The organism is Microbacterium sp. ISL-103 (genome assembly GCF_018613995.1).
GTDB lineage: Bacteria > Actinomycetota > Actinomycetes > Actinomycetales > Microbacteriaceae > Microbacterium.
In genome coordinates, this window is the sequence record NZ_JAGGPD010000083.1 from 19975 (window position 1) to 35017 (window position 15043).

The following is a 15043-nucleotide window of genomic DNA, read 5'->3' on the forward strand; positions in this document are numbered from 1 at the left end:
TCAGGCGTCGACTGTGGCCGACGCGTCGGGGGCTGTCGACACCGGCGTCCTCGAGGTCCTGGCCGCGATGACCATGACGACCAGAGCGGATGCCGTGATCGCGGCGCCGATCCAGATGGGCGAGGTGTAGCCCAGGCCCGCGGAGATCCCCAGGCCGCCGGCCCAGGCACCGAGCGCGTTGCCCACGTTGAAGGCGCCGATGTTGGCACCGGAGGCAAGGGTCGGTGCGCCGCCCGCGTAGTGCATGATGCGGCTCTGCAGCCCCGGCACCGTGCCGAATCCGAAAGCCCCCATCAGCACGAGGATCGCGATGGTCACGGGCTGCGACCAGGCGAACATGCCGAACAGCACGAGCACCACGACCAGCGCGGCGATGAACACGAGAAGCGTGCGGTCGATCGAGCGATCGGCCAGGCGGCCACCGATCCAGTTGCCGGCCACGAGTCCGATGCCGAAGAGCACGAGCAGCCACGGCACAGTGGTGTCGGCGAAGCCCGTGACCCCGGTCAGCGTGTATGCGATGTAGGTGAAGGCGCCGAACATGCCGCCGAAGGCGAGGGCCGTCACGATGAGCGAGAGCCAGACCTGACCCGAGCGGAACGCGCGGAGTTCACCGCGCACGCTCACCCGCTCGCCGGCGTGCGTGGGGGCGGTGACGAGCAGAGCGATCCCCGCGAAGGCGACGACGCCGATCGCAGAGATGACCCAGAAGGTCGACCGCCAGCCGAACTGCTGACCGAGGAAGGTGCCGAAGGGCACGCCGAACACGTTGGCGGCGGTGAGCCCGGTGAACATGATGGCGATCGCGCGGGCCTTCTTCTCCGGTGCGACGAGGTCGGCGGCGACGACCGCGCCGATGCCGAAGAACGCACCGTGGCAGAGGGCGGCGATGATGCGGCCGATCATGGCGACGGTGTAGTCGGGGGCGAGTGCGGTCAGCGCGTTGCCTGCGATGAACAGCACGACGAGTCCGAGCAGCACGGGCTTGCGCGGCAGGCGGGTGGTCGCTGCGGTGAGGCCGAGCGCGCCGACTACCACGCTCAGGGCATAGCCCGAGATGAGCCAGCCTGCCGTGGCCTCACTGACGGCGAAGTCGGCGGCGACCTCGGGCAGAAGGCCCATGATCACGAACTCGGTGAGTCCGATGCCGAAGGCGCCGATGGCGAGTGCGATGAGTCCGAGTGGCATGGTTGTGCTCCGTGGTGCTCTGCTAAAGTAGTTGCAGACGCGGGATATTGCGTCCGACGGATAATCATTGCACACGCAACTATCCAGCGCAAGCAACTACTTCGGAGGTCACTGTGGGCATCTCAGACGACGCTGTCGAGATCCGCGCGCGAGGCTGGCGCACGCTCGCCGCGCTGCACGGGATCATCGAGGCCGATCTCGAGAAGGCGCTGGGCGCATCGGCGGGGCTCTCCGTCGTCGAGTACACGGTGCTCGACGCACTCAGCAGGCAAGACGGCTGGCACATGCGGATGCAGCAGCTCGCCCGCGCGACGGCGTTGAGCCCGAGCGCGACGACTCGACTCGTGACACGACTCGAAGACCGCGGCCTGCTGACGCGAATCCTCTGCGCCGATGATCGCCGAGGCATCTACACCGAGCTCACCGCCGCCGGTCAGGCGCTCTACGAACTGGCGCACCCGATCCACGACGAGACGCTCGAACGGGCGCTCGGCCACGCCGTCACCCAGCCCGAGCTCGCGCCCGTCGTGCACGCGCTGCAGGGTTCGACGGTAGACGCCTAGGCTCCGGCGAGCGCGCCCGCTCAGGAACCCGTGCGCGTGACGGTGACCTGAATGCTCTTCATCAGCGGCTGATCGCTCTGCACGCTGAAGTCCTTGCGTCCGATCAGCACGTTCAGCTCCGGCATGTATCCGGCGGCGCTGCCCCGGGGCAGGTCGTACGGCACGGCCCGGAACGCCCGGAGCATCCGCGTCGAGCCGTCTTTCGACGTCGACTCGATGTCGACCAGGTCGCCCTCGACGATCCCGCGATCGCGCATGTCGGCCTCGTGCAGGAAGACGAGCTCGCGCAGGTTCTTCACTCCGCGATAGCGGTCGTCGTTCGAATAGATCGTGGTGTTCCACTGGTCGTGCGAACGCACCGTCTGCAGCACCAGGGTCTCGGCAGACTCCGGGATGACGTTCGGCAGGGGCGCGTGCGAGAACTCCGCGCGACCCGACGGGGTCTCGAACACCCGCTGTCTGGCCGGCTGGGGAATGCGGAAGCCGTGTCTATCGCGGATCAGGTCGTGGAACCCCTCGAACCCCGGCAGCACCGTCGCCATGACCTCGCGGATGTTGTCGTAGTCGCCGATGTACCAGTCCCACGGGGTGGCGGTGTGCGGCAGGGTGGCCTTCGCCAGGCCCGCGATGATCGCAGGCTCGGACTTCAGATAGGCGGATGCCGGCTGCTTCCGACCCATCGAGAGATGCACCATGCTCATCGCATCCTCGACCGTGATGCCCTGGGGTCCCTGCGCCTGCTGATCACGCTCGGTGCGGCCGAGGCACGGCAGGATCAACGCCTTCTCACCGTGCACGAGGTGGCTGCGGTTGAGTTTCGTGCTCACCTGCACCGTCAGTCGGCACTTCTCGAGCCCCTGCGCCGTGAAGGGGGTGTCGGGGGCGGCGAGCACGAAGTTGCCGCCCATTCCGACGAAGACCTTGACCCGCCCCTCATGCATCGCCTCGATGGTGCGCACGGTGTCGAGTCCCGGATGCCGCGGCGGATCGATGCGGCAGGCCGCGGCCAGGCGGTCGAGCCAGGCATCCGTGGGCCGGTGGTCGATGCCGCACGTGCGGTTGCCCTGCACGTTGCTGTGCCCGCGAATGGGCGAGGGGCCGGCGCCGCGGCGTCCGATGTTGCCCCGAAGAAGCAGGAGGTTGACGATCTCGCGCACGGTGTCGACGCCGTGCTCGTGCTGACTGACTCCGAGGCACCAGCTGATGATCGTGCGCTCCGAGGCGAGGTACACGGCGGCGGCGGCACGGATCTGCTGCTCCGTCAGCCCCGACTGCGTGACGAGATCGGCCCAACTCGTGGCTTCGACCAGCGCGCGGTATGCCTCGACGCCCTCGGTCAGCGAGGCGAGGAACTCGGAGTCGAGCACCGACGGGTCGGAGGCGGCGGCCTCGAAGACGACCTTCGACATCCCGCGGATGAGCGCCAGATCGCCCCCGGGGCGCACCTGCAGGTTCATGGTGCTCGTGCCCGTGGCCTTGAAGCGAGCCATGTCGACGAAGTCGTGCGGCACGATCGTGCGTGTGGCGCCGGCCTCGACGAGAGGGTTGACGTGCACCACCTGGGCTCCGCGCTTCACGGCATCCGACAGCGCTGTGAGCATACGCGGGGCGTTGGAGGCCGCATTGACCCCGAGCACGAAGAGCGCATCGCAGTCATCCCAGTCCTGAAGATCGACCGTGCCCTTGCCGGTCGCGATCGAGGCCTTGAGCGCGCGACCTGATGCCTCGTGGCACATGTTCGAGCAGTCGGGCAGGTTGTTCGTGCCGTACTCGCGCACCATAAGCTGATAGAGGAAGGTGGCCTCGTTGCTCAGCCGGCCCGAGGTGTAGAAGGCGGCCGCATCCGGGCTGTCGAGCCCCTGCAGCTCGTCGCCGACGAGCGCGAACGCGTCATCCCACGAGATCGGCACGTAGTGGTCGGTGGCCGCGTCGTAGACCATCGGCTCGGTCAGTCGCCCCTGATCTTCGAGGTCGAAGTCGGGCCAGGTGGCGAGCTCGGTGACCGTGTGCTCGGCGAAGAAGCGGCGGTCGACCCGCTTGCGCGTCATCTCCCACGTGACGTGCTTGATGCCGTTCTCGCAGATGTCGAGCTTCAGGTTGCCGAGGTCGTCGGGCCAGGCGCACCCGGGACAGTCGTAGCCCGAGATCGGATGGTTCATCTTCAGCATCGCGAGAGGGCCGGCGATCGGCTCGCTCTCGCGCAGCACCACACGCCCCACCGACACGGCGGCACCCCACCCGGCGGCCGGGTGGGCATAGGGCTTGCGCGACCAGGCCCGATCGGTGCGAGGCCCGTAGCCACCCTGGCGCGGTTCGGCGGGCATCAGCCCGAAGGCCGTCCCCGACGTTCCCGAAGCGTCTGACGTCCCCTGACTATCGAGCATGGCTCGCTCCTTCCGCCGAGTGCTCCGACGCCCCGAGTGCCGCAGCGTCGTCGATGCGCACCCGATGCGCGTGGGTATAGATGTTCATCGACCGCCCGCGCACGAACCCCACGAGCGTCACACCCGACTCATCCGCCAGCTCAGCGGCGAGAGACGAGGGGGCCGACACCGCGCTGAGCAGTGGGATGCCGGCCATCGCCGCCTTCTGCACCAGCTCGAAGCTCGCCCGCCCCGAGACCTGAAGCACCTGTCGTCGCAACGGCAGCCTGTCGTTCAGCAACGCCCAGCCCACCACCTTGTCGACCGCGTTGTGTCGTCCGACATCTTCTCGCAGCACCAGGAGCTCACCCGAATCGGCGTCGAAGAGCGCAGCGGCGTGCAACCCGCCGGTCTTGTCGAACGCCGCCTGCTCGGCGCGCAGCCGATCGGGCAAGGCCGCGATCTGCCCTGCTCCGACCCGCACGTCTTCGTCGCCGATCGGATGCTGCGAGACCGTGCGCACCGCGTCGATGCTGGCCTTGCCGCACACACCGCACGAGCTGGTCGTATAGAAGCGTCGAGCCGCATCGGGGTCGGGAAGCGCCACCCCGTGCGCGAGGCCGATATCGAGCACGTTGTAGGTGTTCTCCTGGCCGCCTGTTCCCGGCCCACCGCAATGGATCGCGGAATGGAAGTCCGCCGTCCGGGCGATGATCCCCTCTGACACGAGGAATCCGGCCGCGAGCTCGACGTCATGACCGGGAGTGCGCATGGTGACGGCGAGCGGGGACCCCGCCACCCTGATCTCCAGCGGCTCCTCGACCGCGAGCGTGTCGGCGCGACGAGTCGCACCCTCACCGAGGGTGAGCTTCAGAATCGGTCTCCGCGTCGTGATCCGCCCCACACGAGCGAGCGTACTCCGCGGGTCACGAGATCGGGACGATGCGTGATCCGCGGAGTGAGAGATGGGTAGCCTAGGCGCATGAGCGCGCCTCGCACCGCACGACGGACCCCCGCAACCCTCGCCATCACGGCGATCGGCGCCCTGGCATTGACCGCGTGCACCGGCGGTGGCGACGACGGCACGACCGGCGACGGAGGCCAGGCGTTCCCTGACGACGGATGCACGCACATCACCGTCGCGACCTCGTCGGAGAAGGTCAACATGCTCGACGAGCTGGCCAAGGCCTTCAAAGACTCCCCCGAGCACGAGGGGCTCGAGACCTGCGCCACCGTGCGACCGACCAATGTCTCGTCCGGCAACGCGACGCGGTTCCTCACGTCGGGTGAGGACTGGCCGAGCGACGATCAGGCGCTGTGGCCGACGCTGTGGTCGCCGGCATCCACCGTCTGGACCGATCGCGTCGCCGCGGCCGCGTCGTCCGGGCTGGTCGGGGATCCGAAGTCCTTCACGCGCACCCCTGTCGTGTTCGGGATGCCCGAGCCGATGGCCACGGCGCTCGGCTGGCCGAACACCCCGATCAGCATCACCGACCTCGAGAACCTCTGCCAGGACCCCGACGGCTGGGGAAGCGTCGGCAAGGACATCTGGGGGGCGTTCAAGATCTCGAAGACGAACCCGAACACGTCGACCACGGGGCTCTCGACCATCCTCATGCAGTCGTATGAGGCCACCGGAAAAGCCGAGGCGCTCACGTCGGCCGATGTCGAGGCCTCGGCCGATTTCTCACGGGTGTTCGAGGAATGCGTCATCCACTACGGCGACACCACCGGCAACGTGCTCTCGACTCTCTACGACGAGACGCAGAACGGGTCGAACGGCTCGGCGTACGTCTCGGCCGTCGCACTGGAGGAGACCTCGCTGCTCAACTACAACCAGGGCAACCCCGACTCGCACACCGTGCAGCCGGGAGAGACCCTGACCCCGCCGAAGACCAAGCTCGTCGCGGTCTACCCCGAGGGCGGATCGATGTGGTCGGACAACCCGATCACCGTGCTGGGCGCCGACTGGATCACGACCGAGCAGCGCACCGCGGGTGAAGCGTTCGCCGAGTTCGTGCAGACGACCGCGGCGCAGAAGATCCTGCCCGACTACGGCTTCCGTCCGCTCGACGAGTCGGTGCCGCTCGGCGACCTGTTCACCGCGAAGTTCGGTGTCGACCCCGCCCAGCCCGCGGTCACGCTGCCGAAGCCCGAGGTCGATGTGATCTCCACGGCGATCGACCAGTGGACGCAGGTGCGCAAGCCCTCGTCGGTTCTCGAGCTCATCGACATCTCGGGATCCATGGACGACCCGATCGGCGACGGACGCTCGCGTCTCGACGGAGCCATCGAGGGCGCGCAGACGACGCTGAATCACTTCCGACCCACTGATGAGATCGGCGTATGGGCATTCACCACGGGCATCTCGTCCGACGAGGGCGAGGGGATCCAGGTGCTCCGTGATGTGACCGCGCTCGGGTCGGACGGCGAGAAGCTCGACTCCTCGCTCGATGATCTGCGCTACGCGCAGCGCAACGGCACCCCGCTCTACGATTCGATCCTGCTGGCCTACGAGGCGATGAGCGATCGGGCCGAGCCCGGTCGCATCAACGCGATCGTCGTGCTCTCCGACGGTGAGGACACCGACTCCGGCATCTCTCTCGACTCGCTGATCGCGAAGATCGGGAAGAGCACGAAGGAGGGCGGAGACGACGCTCCGGTGCGCATATTCCCGATCGCGTATGGAGAGGGAGCAGACACCTCGGCGTTGCAGCGGATCGCGGATGTCACGGGCGGTCAGCTCTTCGACGCATCGAATGCGGAGCGGATCGACCTCGTCTTCGCCTCCGTGATCAACAACTTCTGAGGTCTCGGATGCCGTTTCTCTCCACGTCGAACAACCCGTGGCTCAACGATGCCGTCGAAGGAATATCGACGCAGAACATCTACGTGGACCCCGACGTCTCCGGCGGGCAGGCGCTGACCGATGCGGTCTCCGGAGTCGTGCCCGGCGACGGGTCGATCGCGGTGGTGGTGCTGCCGGCGGATGCTGCGCGAGACACCCCGTACAACACCTACATCCTCGAGCAGCTCAAGGCGGGCGCGAGCCAGAAGACCGTGATCGTCGCGGTCGGCGACGACTTGCAGGCCGCATCGGCGACGATCGGCGATGACGCGCTGCGCATCGCGAACGAGAACGAGTCATCTGGCGGGAGCCTGCAAGATCAGCTCGTCGAGACGGTGCAGGAGATCTCGGCCGAGACCCCGACGTCGCCGGGCGGCGGCGACGCAGGCGCGGGCGGAGCGGTGATCCCGCTCGTGATCGGCGGGGTCGTGCTCGTCGCGGCCGCCGTGACTACTTTCGGCCTGATCGCCCGTCGCCGACGGGCGCCTGCGGTGTCGACGGACCCGGTGCCCGCCGGCATCCGTCTGCGAGTGAACCGTCTGCGCGAGCTCCGCGCCGACTATGCGGCTGTGCCGGGCAGCCCTGTCGCCGCCGAGACGGCGGCGGGGATCGACGCGCTCGCCTCGCACGTCGAGCAGCTGTTCATCCGGCTCGACGCCAAGGCGGGAGAAGACCAGAGCGTGCTCGCCGAGGCCGAGTACTCCGACAAGCTCGCCCGCCTGGTGGCCGCTCTCGACCGCGACTACCTGCTCGACCTGCTCACACGGCCCGACCTGTGGGATGCCCCCGACGAGCGCATCGCCGAGGTGCGCGAAGCGCTGTCGTCGGTGACCACCCAGATCGTCGACAACATCAAGCAGGTCAATGCCCGCAAGGGACTGCTGTTCCAGGTGTCGCTCGACTCGCTGATCGGTCGCAGCGAGCTGCGGGACTGGGAGCGTCAGTTCAACCAGCGCTCCGGCGACTGAGCGCCGCTCAGCGCCTCGCGACAGCGCCGGCGTCGACGACCCGGCCGTCGACGAGGTGCAGCACCCCGTGCATGCGCGGCAGGTGCACGAGGTCGTGGGTCACGAGCAGCGTCGAAGTGTTCCGTTCGTCGGTGAGCCGCAGGATGAGGTCGATGATCGCAGCTCCGCGTTCCTGATCGAGAGCGCTGGTGGGTTCGTCGACCAGGAGCACGCTCGGATCGTTCATCAGGGCGCGGGCGATGTTGACGCGCTGACGCTGTCCGCCGGAGAGCTGGTGCGGCCTCTTGTGACCGTGCTCGGCGAGGCCGACAGCCGAGAGCAGCTCATCCGCACGAGCAGCTGCCTTGGAGCGATGGCGTCGGCTGTGCGGGGCCCCGAGCTCGTTCATGACGCTCAGCTGCTCGCGGGCCGTCAAGGACGGGATGAGGTTGGGCTGCTGGAAGACGATCCCGATCGTCTCCCGCCGCAGACGCGTCGCCTCGGCCGGGCTGAGTGCCGTGACGTCTCTGCCGTCGATGAGGATCTCGCCGGAGTCCGGACGCAGAAGGGTGCCGGCCACAGCCAGCAGGCTCGACTTGCCCGAGCCACTGGGGCCCGTGATCCCGGTGACCGTTCCGGGGTGGGCGGTGAGGGAGACGCCGTCCACGGCAGTCACCCGCGAGTCGCCGTCGGGAAAGGTCAGGGTGATGTCGTTCAGGCGGATCATCGGTTGCTCCCTAGTGCGGTGAGGGGGTCGGCGGAGGTGACGGATCGCAGGGCGAAGGCGGCGCCTGCGAGTCCGAGGGCGATCATGATGCCGCCCGGAAGGATCGTCGTGAGAGGACTCAGCAGGAACGGAAGGGCGGTGCCGGCGAGCAGGCCGAGCACGGTGACCAGCCCCAGTCCGAGGCCGATGCCGACCAGCAGGACTATCAGCGCCTGACCCAGTGCGTCGCGGATCAGGGATCGCGTGCTCGCGCCGAGTGCCTTGAGGACGGCGACGTCGCCCTTGCGCTGCATGGTCCACACGGTGAAGAAGGCGCCGATGACGAGTCCTGAGATGCCGAAGAGCATGGCCACCATGAGCATGAGCGATCCGATCTCGGAGCGGAAGGCGCTCAGCGCGGTCAGGGATCCGAGGGTCGTCTCGGAGATCGTGTCGTTCGCGGTGTCCGCGGCATCCCAGTCGGGGGCGCCGGAGACGGCGAGGACCGTGGCGTAGGCGTCGGGGTTGCCGGTGGATGCCGAATACGCCTGCCAGTCGTTCAGGGTCATCTGCACGACCGGCGTGTGGCTGTACCACGCGTCTCCCCCGATCGACTCGACGTCGTACGAGACTCCGGCGATCTCGATCTGCTCGCCGACCTTCACATCGAGCGCATCCGCGGCGGGCACCGAGAGGTGCAGCCGACCGTCTGCGGAGGGCGCACCGGCGTCGAAGCCGGGCTCGACGCCGAACACCGCGATCGCGGCGCGGGTGTCGTCTGTCTCGGCGCGGGTCTGGCTGATGCCCATGGGGCGGGCGTCGGTCACACCGGCCGTCGCCGCCCAGTCCTTCGCCTGCTGCTCGGTGATGGCGGAGTCCGCGAAGCTCGCCGCGCCGTCGCCACCCGAGGGGGCGGAGAACACGATGCGGTCTGCGGGAAGTGCGAGCACGCCCGAGACGTTCTGGATCGCGAGTCCCCCCGTCAGTCCGCTGAGGAACCCCACGAGAAGGGTGATGAGGGCGACGACGGAGCCGATGAGGATGAATCGCCCTCTGGCGAAGCGAAGATCGCGTAAAGCGACGAACATGATGAGCCTTTCCTGTCTCCGATGCGGCGACCATTCCACTCTCGCTGTCGGCGTCGACCCGGTCATCGGCCACCGGGACGGGCTTTCGCAGCCAGGATGAGGAGGCCTCGATCGTCCTTTCGGACGATGCGGCCGCTCGGTGCGTCGGCGTAGAGTTCGATCCATGGCGCATACCGCTCTGACCCCGGTGTTCGTGGGTCTGCGGACGGGTCTTCACGTTCTCTTCTTCGCCCTGACGGGGGTCGTCATCGCGCGGGCGGTGCTCGACCCGTCGGATTCGAGCGTCACAGCGATCGTCCTCGCCGTGATCGTCGCGGCGACATACGCATCGGGGATCCTCCTCACTCGCGTCTCCGCCGGGCGACGGCTGATCTCACTGATCTGGTTGGCCCTGCTCTCGGCGGAATGGCTGGGGCTGCTCTGGGTGAGCGCCGACGCCGCCTACCTGGTCTTCCCGCTGTTCTTCCTGTTCCTGCACCTACTGGGGCGCTGGGTGGGATCCGCCGCGATACTCGTGTCGACGATCGTCGCGGTGTGCGCGCTCGGCATACGTGGCGGGTGGAGCGTCGGCGGGGTCGTCGGCCCTTTCGTCGGCGCCGGCGTCGCCCTCCTGATCGGCCTCGGATATCAGGCTCTGGCGCGAGAGGCGCAGCAGCGCGAAGCACTGGTGCGCGAGCTGCTCGCGACCCGCGGAGAGCTCGCCGCGCGGGAGCATGAATCCGGCGTCCTCGCAGAACGCGCCCGACTCGCCCGCGAGATCCACGACACGCTCGCGCAAGGACTCTCCAGCATCCAGATGCTGCTGCATGCCGCGGAACGCGCCGACGACACGCGCCCGGGGATCGAGCACATCCGGCTCGCGCGCGAGACGGCCGCAGCGAACCTCGTCGAGGCGCGGCGATTCATCCGCGAGCTGGCACCTCCGCAGCTCGACGACCAGACCCTCGGCGGGGCTCTGCGTCGACTGGCCCGAACGCAGTGGGCGACGCAGGGGCTCGACGTGCAGGTGCGGGTGTCCGACACGATCGTCCTGCCCATGCACCTGCAGACGGCACTGCTGCGCATCACGCAGGGTGCGATCGCCAACGTCATCCAGCACGCTCATGCGAAGACGGCGACGGTCACCATCGGCGTCGAGAACGACCGCCTGCGCTTCACGGTCGAAGATGACGGAACAGGTTTTGACGCGGAGCACCCCGAGCCGGGCACGGCCGAGCGATCGGATTCCTTCGGCCTGCGCGCCACCGCCGAGCGCGTGCAGCAGCTGGGCGGACGGCTCGAGATCGACACCGCGTCGGGCCGGGGAACGACACTCACCGTCGACCTCCCCCTGACGGAGTTCGCATGATCCGCCTCGTCATCGCCGACGACCACCCCATCGTCCGCGCGGGTCTCACGGCCCTGTTCAGCCTCGAAGCGGATCTCGAGGTGGTCGCAGAGGCATCGACACCCGACGAGGCCGTCGCCTGCGCCGAGCGCGAGAATCCCGACGTCGTGCTGATGGACCTGCAGTTCGGTTCTCACTCCCTGGCCACGGGGGTGGACGCGACTCGACGCATCCGCGCGCTCGAGGCTCCGCCCTACGTGCTCGTGCTCACGAACTACGACTCGGATGCCGACATCCTCGGCGCCGTCGAGGCCGGTGCGAGCGGCTATCTGCTGAAAGACGCCCCGCCGCACGAGCTGACCGCCGCCGTGCGCGCGGCGGCCGCCGGAGAGAGCGCGCTCGCGCCGGTGATCGCCTCCCGACTGCTGGATCGCATGCGGGCGCCGCGGGTCAGCCTCAGCAGCCGCGAGATCGAGGTGCTCGAGCTCGTCGCCGCCGGACGATCGAACAGCGAGGTGGCAGACCAGCTCTTCGTCAGCGAGACGACCGTGAAATCGCATCTCGCGCACATCTTCTCGAAGCTCGATGTCACCTCACGCACCGCCGCGGTCTCGGCGGCCCGTCGGAAGGGCATTCTCCGCTGAGACCTGTGGAGTACCGCTCGCGGTGCTCAGATGTCGTACGCGGCGCGTCGATGCGCGACACGGACGACTGTCACGAGTACCTGCTCGTCGATGACCTCATAGAGAACCCGAAAGTCGCCGACGCGTATTCTCCAGGCGTTGTCGTACCCGGACAGCTTGCGGCATCCATGCGGACGCGGGTCGTGCTCGAGATCGGCCACCCCGCCGAGTATCCGTCGGCGGATCTGCGGGTCGAGCTTGCGGATCTCTCTGGCAGCCGCAGTCGTGAACTCGACCCGAAAGCCCGTCACGCGACTTCTGCGCGCAGCTCATCCAGCGACACGCGCTGACCGTCATCGGCCGCTCGAGCGGCCGCGAACTCGGCGACGTCGCGGGCCGCCTCGAGTTCTTCGAGCAGCTCGAGATCATCGACGCTGATCACCACGGCCGTCAGCTTGCCATGGCGCGTGACGCCCACGCGCTCTGCGCCGTAGGCGACCCCGCCGAGGACATCGGCAAGGCTGTCACGCAGATCCTTCGACGGCACGCTGCGACTGATCGTTTTCATATGTCAAGAATAGCACTTATGTACATAATGCCTACATTCTGCTCCGCCGGCTGCTGCAAGACGCGCCCCTCAGGAGGCGGGCGGCGGAGCGGTCGACGCGCGCACGATCAGCTGCGAGCCGAGGGTCACGACGTCGTCGATCGCGGTGCCGTTCATCGCCTGCAGCAGCAGGTCGACGGCGAGAGCGCCGCTGCGCTCGATCGGCATCCGCACCGTCGTGAGAGCCGGGGTGACCGCACCCGCGAGGTCGATGTCGTCGATTCCGACGATGCTGATGTCGGCGGGGCACCGCTTGCCGAGCTCGAGGAGTCCCGCCTCGAGGCCGAGCGCGACGAGGTCGTTGTACGCGATCACGGCCGTGGCGCCGCTCGCTGCGGCGGGGGCCGCGGCAGCTCGCCCACCCTGGATCGAGGCTGCGTGGTGACTGAGACCCGTGAGGCGGATGCCGTGGCGCTCGCACGCCCGAGCCACAGTGTCGGCGCGCCGCGCGTCGGCCCAGGATCCACGCGGACCCGCGGCGTACGCGATGTGAGTGTGGCCGAGAGCGGCGAGGTGCTCGATCGCCTGAGAGGGGCCGTGCTCGGGATCCATCAGCACGCACGGCGCGCCGTCGATCTGGCGGTTGACCACGACGCACGGGGTGTCGCCGATCAGGTCAAGCACATCGGCGTCGGGCAGACGCGGCGAGCACAGCAGCATCCCGTCGAGCTTGCGGGCCTGCTCGATCTGCTCGCGTTCGCGGCGCAGGTCTTCGTCGGCGTCGAAGAGCACGATGCGGTGGCGACCATGCCATGCCTGCCCCTGGATCGCCTTGAGCAGCGTCGCGTACACCGGGTTCGCGACGTCGGGAACGACGACACCGAACGTGCGGGTGGCGGTGGCAGACTGCGACGTCGCGTAGCCGAGCTCGCCCGCGGCCTCGAGCACGCGGCCCAGCGTGGGCGGAGCGAGACGGTCGGGCTCTCCGAAGGCACGCGACGCGGTCGAGATGGACACGCCTGCGCGTCGTGCCACACCCGTCAACGTCGCTGCCATTCGATCTCCCACCCTCGCAGGCAATCCTACGATCCTCATCCCCGATGTAAAACGGCTTGACAAGTTTGTACAAACACTGCACACTAATTTTCATGACGATCAACGCCGATCACCCTCAGCGGTGCGCGGCCCCGAGCGAAGGAGCCACCGCGTGAGCATCCCAGCACCGGCCCTGCGCCGCACGACCTCTGCGACCGCATCCCCTCTGGTCGCCCCGACCGCTGCAGGCATCCTGCACCTCGGACTTGGCAGCTTCCACCGCGCACACCAGGCCGTCTACACCGCTGCTGCCCTGCAGTCCGCCGGCGGCGACTGGGGGATCATCGGCGTCGCCTCGCGTTCGCGCTCCATCGTCGACGCGATGCACGCCCAGGACATGCTGTACTCGGTCGCGACCATCGCCCCCGGCACCACGTCGCTGACGATCCCCGGCGTGCACACCGACGCCTTCGTCGGCGCCGAGCAGCCCGAGCGCGTCGTCTCTCAGATCGCCGACCCCGGCATCCGTATCGTGACCCTCACGGTCACCGAGAACGGCTACAGCTACTCCCCCGCGACGCAGCACCTCGACCTCGATGACGACATCGTGCGCTCCGACCTCCGAGGCGGCGCGGCCCGGTCGACCATCGGCCAGCTCGCCCGCGGACTGCAGGCGCGTGCCGCGGCCGGGGGCGCACCGATCTCGATCCTCAGCTGCGACAACCTGTCGTCGAACGGCGCTCACACCGAGAAGCTCGTCCGCGAGTTCCTGCACGAGCTTCCCGGCTCCGAAGGCGCAGACGCACTCGCGTTCCTCGACCGCGCCGTGTCATTCCCCTCGAGCATGGTCGACCGCATCGTGCCGTCGACCACCGCCGAGCTGCGCACCCGCGTCAGCACCCTGCTCGGTGCCCGCGACGACATCCCCGTGCCCGCCGAGCCGTTCACGATGTGGGCGATCGAAGACCGCTTCGCCGGCGGTCGCCCCGCGTGGGAGGCCGGCGGCGCCGTGTTCACCGACGAGGTCGGACGCTACGAGCAGATGAAGGTGCGCCTGCTCAACGGCACACACTCTCTCATCGCCTACCTCGGCGCGCTCAGCGGTGTCGGCACGATCCCCGAGGCCATCGGACTCGACGGCATCGAGAGCGCGGCGCGCGCCGTGCTGCGCGACGAGTACGAGCCCTCGATCGAGGTTCCGTCCGGCGTCGACATCCGCGCCTACGAGAGCGAGCTGTTCGAGCGCTGGGCCAACAGCGCACTGGGGCACCGCACCAGCCAGGTCGGTACCGACGGTTCGGTCAAGCTGCGCCAGCGCATCCCCGAGCCCGCTCTTCTCGTTCTGCGCGACGGCGGGATGCCGCACCTGATCGCCCTGACGGTCGCCGGATACCTGTCGTGCATCGCGCCGCTGCCCGGATTCGACCCCCCCCCGCCCCCCCCCCCCCCGCCCCCCCCCCCCCCCCCCCCCCCCCCCCCCCCCCCCCCCCCCCGCCCGCCGCCCCCCTCCCCCCCCCCCCCCCCCCCCCCCCCCCCCCCCCCCCCCCCCCCCCCCCCCCCCCCCCCCCCCCCCCCCCCCCCCCCCCCCCCCCCCCCCCCCCCCCCCCCCCCCCCCCCCCCCCCCCCCCCCCCCCCCCCCCCCCCCCCCCCCCCCCCCCCCCCCCCCCCCCCCCCCCCCCCCCCCCCCCCCCCCCCCCCCCCCCCCCCCCCCCCCCCCCCCCCCCCCCCCCCCCCCCCCCCCCCCCCCCCCCCCCCCCCCCCCCCCCCCCCCCCCCCCCCCCCCCCCCCCCCCCCCCCCCCCCCCCCCC

General features: G+C 69.2%; 14 protein-coding genes. 6 read left to right on the top strand and 8 right to left on the bottom strand.

Annotated elements, in window-relative coordinates; all coding sequences use genetic code 11:
• On the bottom strand, positions 1 to 1188 hold the full coding sequence (locus tag J7E68_RS03730) for an MFS transporter (protein ID WP_215169970.1): 1188 nt from the start codon (positions 1186 to 1188) through the stop codon (positions 1 to 3).
• Between the two features lie 113 nt (positions 1189 to 1301).
• On the opposite strand from J7E68_RS03730, the gene J7E68_RS03735 reads away from it, so the two are divergent.
• Positions 1302 to 1751, top strand: a complete 450-nt coding sequence (locus J7E68_RS03735; RefSeq protein WP_215169972.1) for a MarR family winged helix-turn-helix transcriptional regulator — start codon at positions 1302 to 1304, stop codon at positions 1749 to 1751.
• A 20-nt stretch (positions 1752 to 1771) separates the two neighbouring features.
• On the opposite strand, the gene J7E68_RS03740 is transcribed toward J7E68_RS03735, so the two are convergent.
• On the bottom strand, positions 1772 to 4135 hold the full coding sequence (locus tag J7E68_RS03740; RefSeq protein WP_215169975.1) for an FdhF/YdeP family oxidoreductase: 2364 nt from the start codon (positions 4133 to 4135) through the stop codon (positions 1772 to 1774).
• Positions 4125 to 5018 (bottom strand): formate dehydrogenase accessory sulfurtransferase FdhD, encoded by an 894-nt coding sequence (gene fdhD, locus J7E68_RS03745; RefSeq protein ID WP_215169977.1) that lies wholly within the window; start codon positions 5016 to 5018, stop codon positions 4125 to 4127. Before fdhD ends, J7E68_RS03740 begins: the two co-directional genes overlap by 11 nt.
• Before the next feature lie 78 nt (positions 5019 to 5096).
• Here fdhD and J7E68_RS03750 point away from each other — a divergent pair, with 78 nt between their 5' ends.
• Both J7E68_RS03750 and J7E68_RS03755 read left to right on the top strand, forming a co-directional pair.
• Entirely contained in the window at positions 5097 to 6923 is a 1827-nt protein-coding gene (locus J7E68_RS03750; RefSeq protein ID WP_215169979.1) for a substrate-binding and VWA domain-containing protein, read from the top strand.
• A gap of 8 nt (positions 6924 to 6931) precedes the next feature.
• Positions 6932 to 7930 carry a hypothetical protein gene (locus J7E68_RS03755; RefSeq protein ID WP_215169981.1) on the top strand — a complete coding sequence of 333 codons (999 nt, stop codon included), beginning with the start codon at positions 6932 to 6934 and terminating at the stop codon, positions 7928 to 7930.
• A gap of 7 nt (positions 7931 to 7937) precedes the next feature.
• On the opposite strand, the gene J7E68_RS03760 is transcribed toward J7E68_RS03755, so the two are convergent.
• Both J7E68_RS03760 and J7E68_RS03765 read right to left on the bottom strand, forming a co-directional pair.
• The gene (locus J7E68_RS03760; protein WP_215169982.1) at positions 7938 to 8636 is read right to left on the bottom strand and encodes an ABC transporter ATP-binding protein; all 699 of its coding nucleotides are present in this window, start codon (positions 8634 to 8636) and stop codon (positions 7938 to 7940) included.
• Positions 8633 to 9703 (bottom strand): ABC transporter permease, encoded by a 1071-nt coding sequence (locus J7E68_RS03765; protein ID WP_215169984.1) that lies wholly within the window; start codon positions 9701 to 9703, stop codon positions 8633 to 8635. The genes J7E68_RS03760 and J7E68_RS03765 overlap by 4 nt, the downstream gene beginning before the upstream one ends.
• A 163-nt stretch (positions 9704 to 9866) precedes the next feature.
• On the opposite strand from J7E68_RS03765, the gene J7E68_RS03770 reads away from it, so the two are divergent.
• Both J7E68_RS03770 and J7E68_RS03775 read left to right on the top strand, forming a co-directional pair.
• Positions 9867 to 11051: a sensor histidine kinase gene (locus J7E68_RS03770; protein WP_215169986.1), complete on the top strand. Its 1185-nt coding sequence runs from the start codon at positions 9867 to 9869 to the stop codon at positions 11049 to 11051.
• Positions 11048 to 11674, top strand: coding sequence for a response regulator transcription factor (locus J7E68_RS03775; RefSeq protein ID WP_215169987.1), 627 nt, complete (start codon positions 11048 to 11050; stop codon positions 11672 to 11674). The genes J7E68_RS03770 and J7E68_RS03775 overlap by 4 nt, the downstream gene beginning before the upstream one ends.
• Before the next feature lie 26 nt (positions 11675 to 11700).
• Here J7E68_RS03775 and J7E68_RS03780 read toward each other — a convergent pair whose 3' ends face one another.
• From J7E68_RS03780 to J7E68_RS03790, 3 genes are all read right to left on the bottom strand, one after another.
• A complete protein-coding gene (locus J7E68_RS03780; protein ID WP_215169988.1) occupies positions 11701 to 11964 on the bottom strand; it encodes a type II toxin-antitoxin system RelE/ParE family toxin in 264 nt (87 codons plus the stop codon).
• Entirely contained in the window at positions 11961 to 12221 is a 261-nt protein-coding gene (locus tag J7E68_RS03785; protein WP_215169989.1) for a type II toxin-antitoxin system prevent-host-death family antitoxin, read from the bottom strand. The genes J7E68_RS03780 and J7E68_RS03785 overlap by 4 nt, the downstream gene beginning before the upstream one ends.
• Before the next feature lie 69 nt (positions 12222 to 12290).
• The gene (locus tag J7E68_RS03790; protein ID WP_311416243.1) at positions 12291 to 13295 is read right to left on the bottom strand and encodes a LacI family DNA-binding transcriptional regulator; all 1005 of its coding nucleotides are present in this window, start codon (positions 13293 to 13295) and stop codon (positions 12291 to 12293) included.
• On the opposite strand from J7E68_RS03790, the gene J7E68_RS03795 reads away from it, so the two are divergent.
• Positions 13210 to 15043 (top strand): mannitol dehydrogenase family protein (locus J7E68_RS03795; protein ID WP_251048607.1); only part of this gene is annotated, 1834 nt, incomplete at its 3' end. The genes J7E68_RS03790 and J7E68_RS03795 overlap by 86 nt on opposite strands.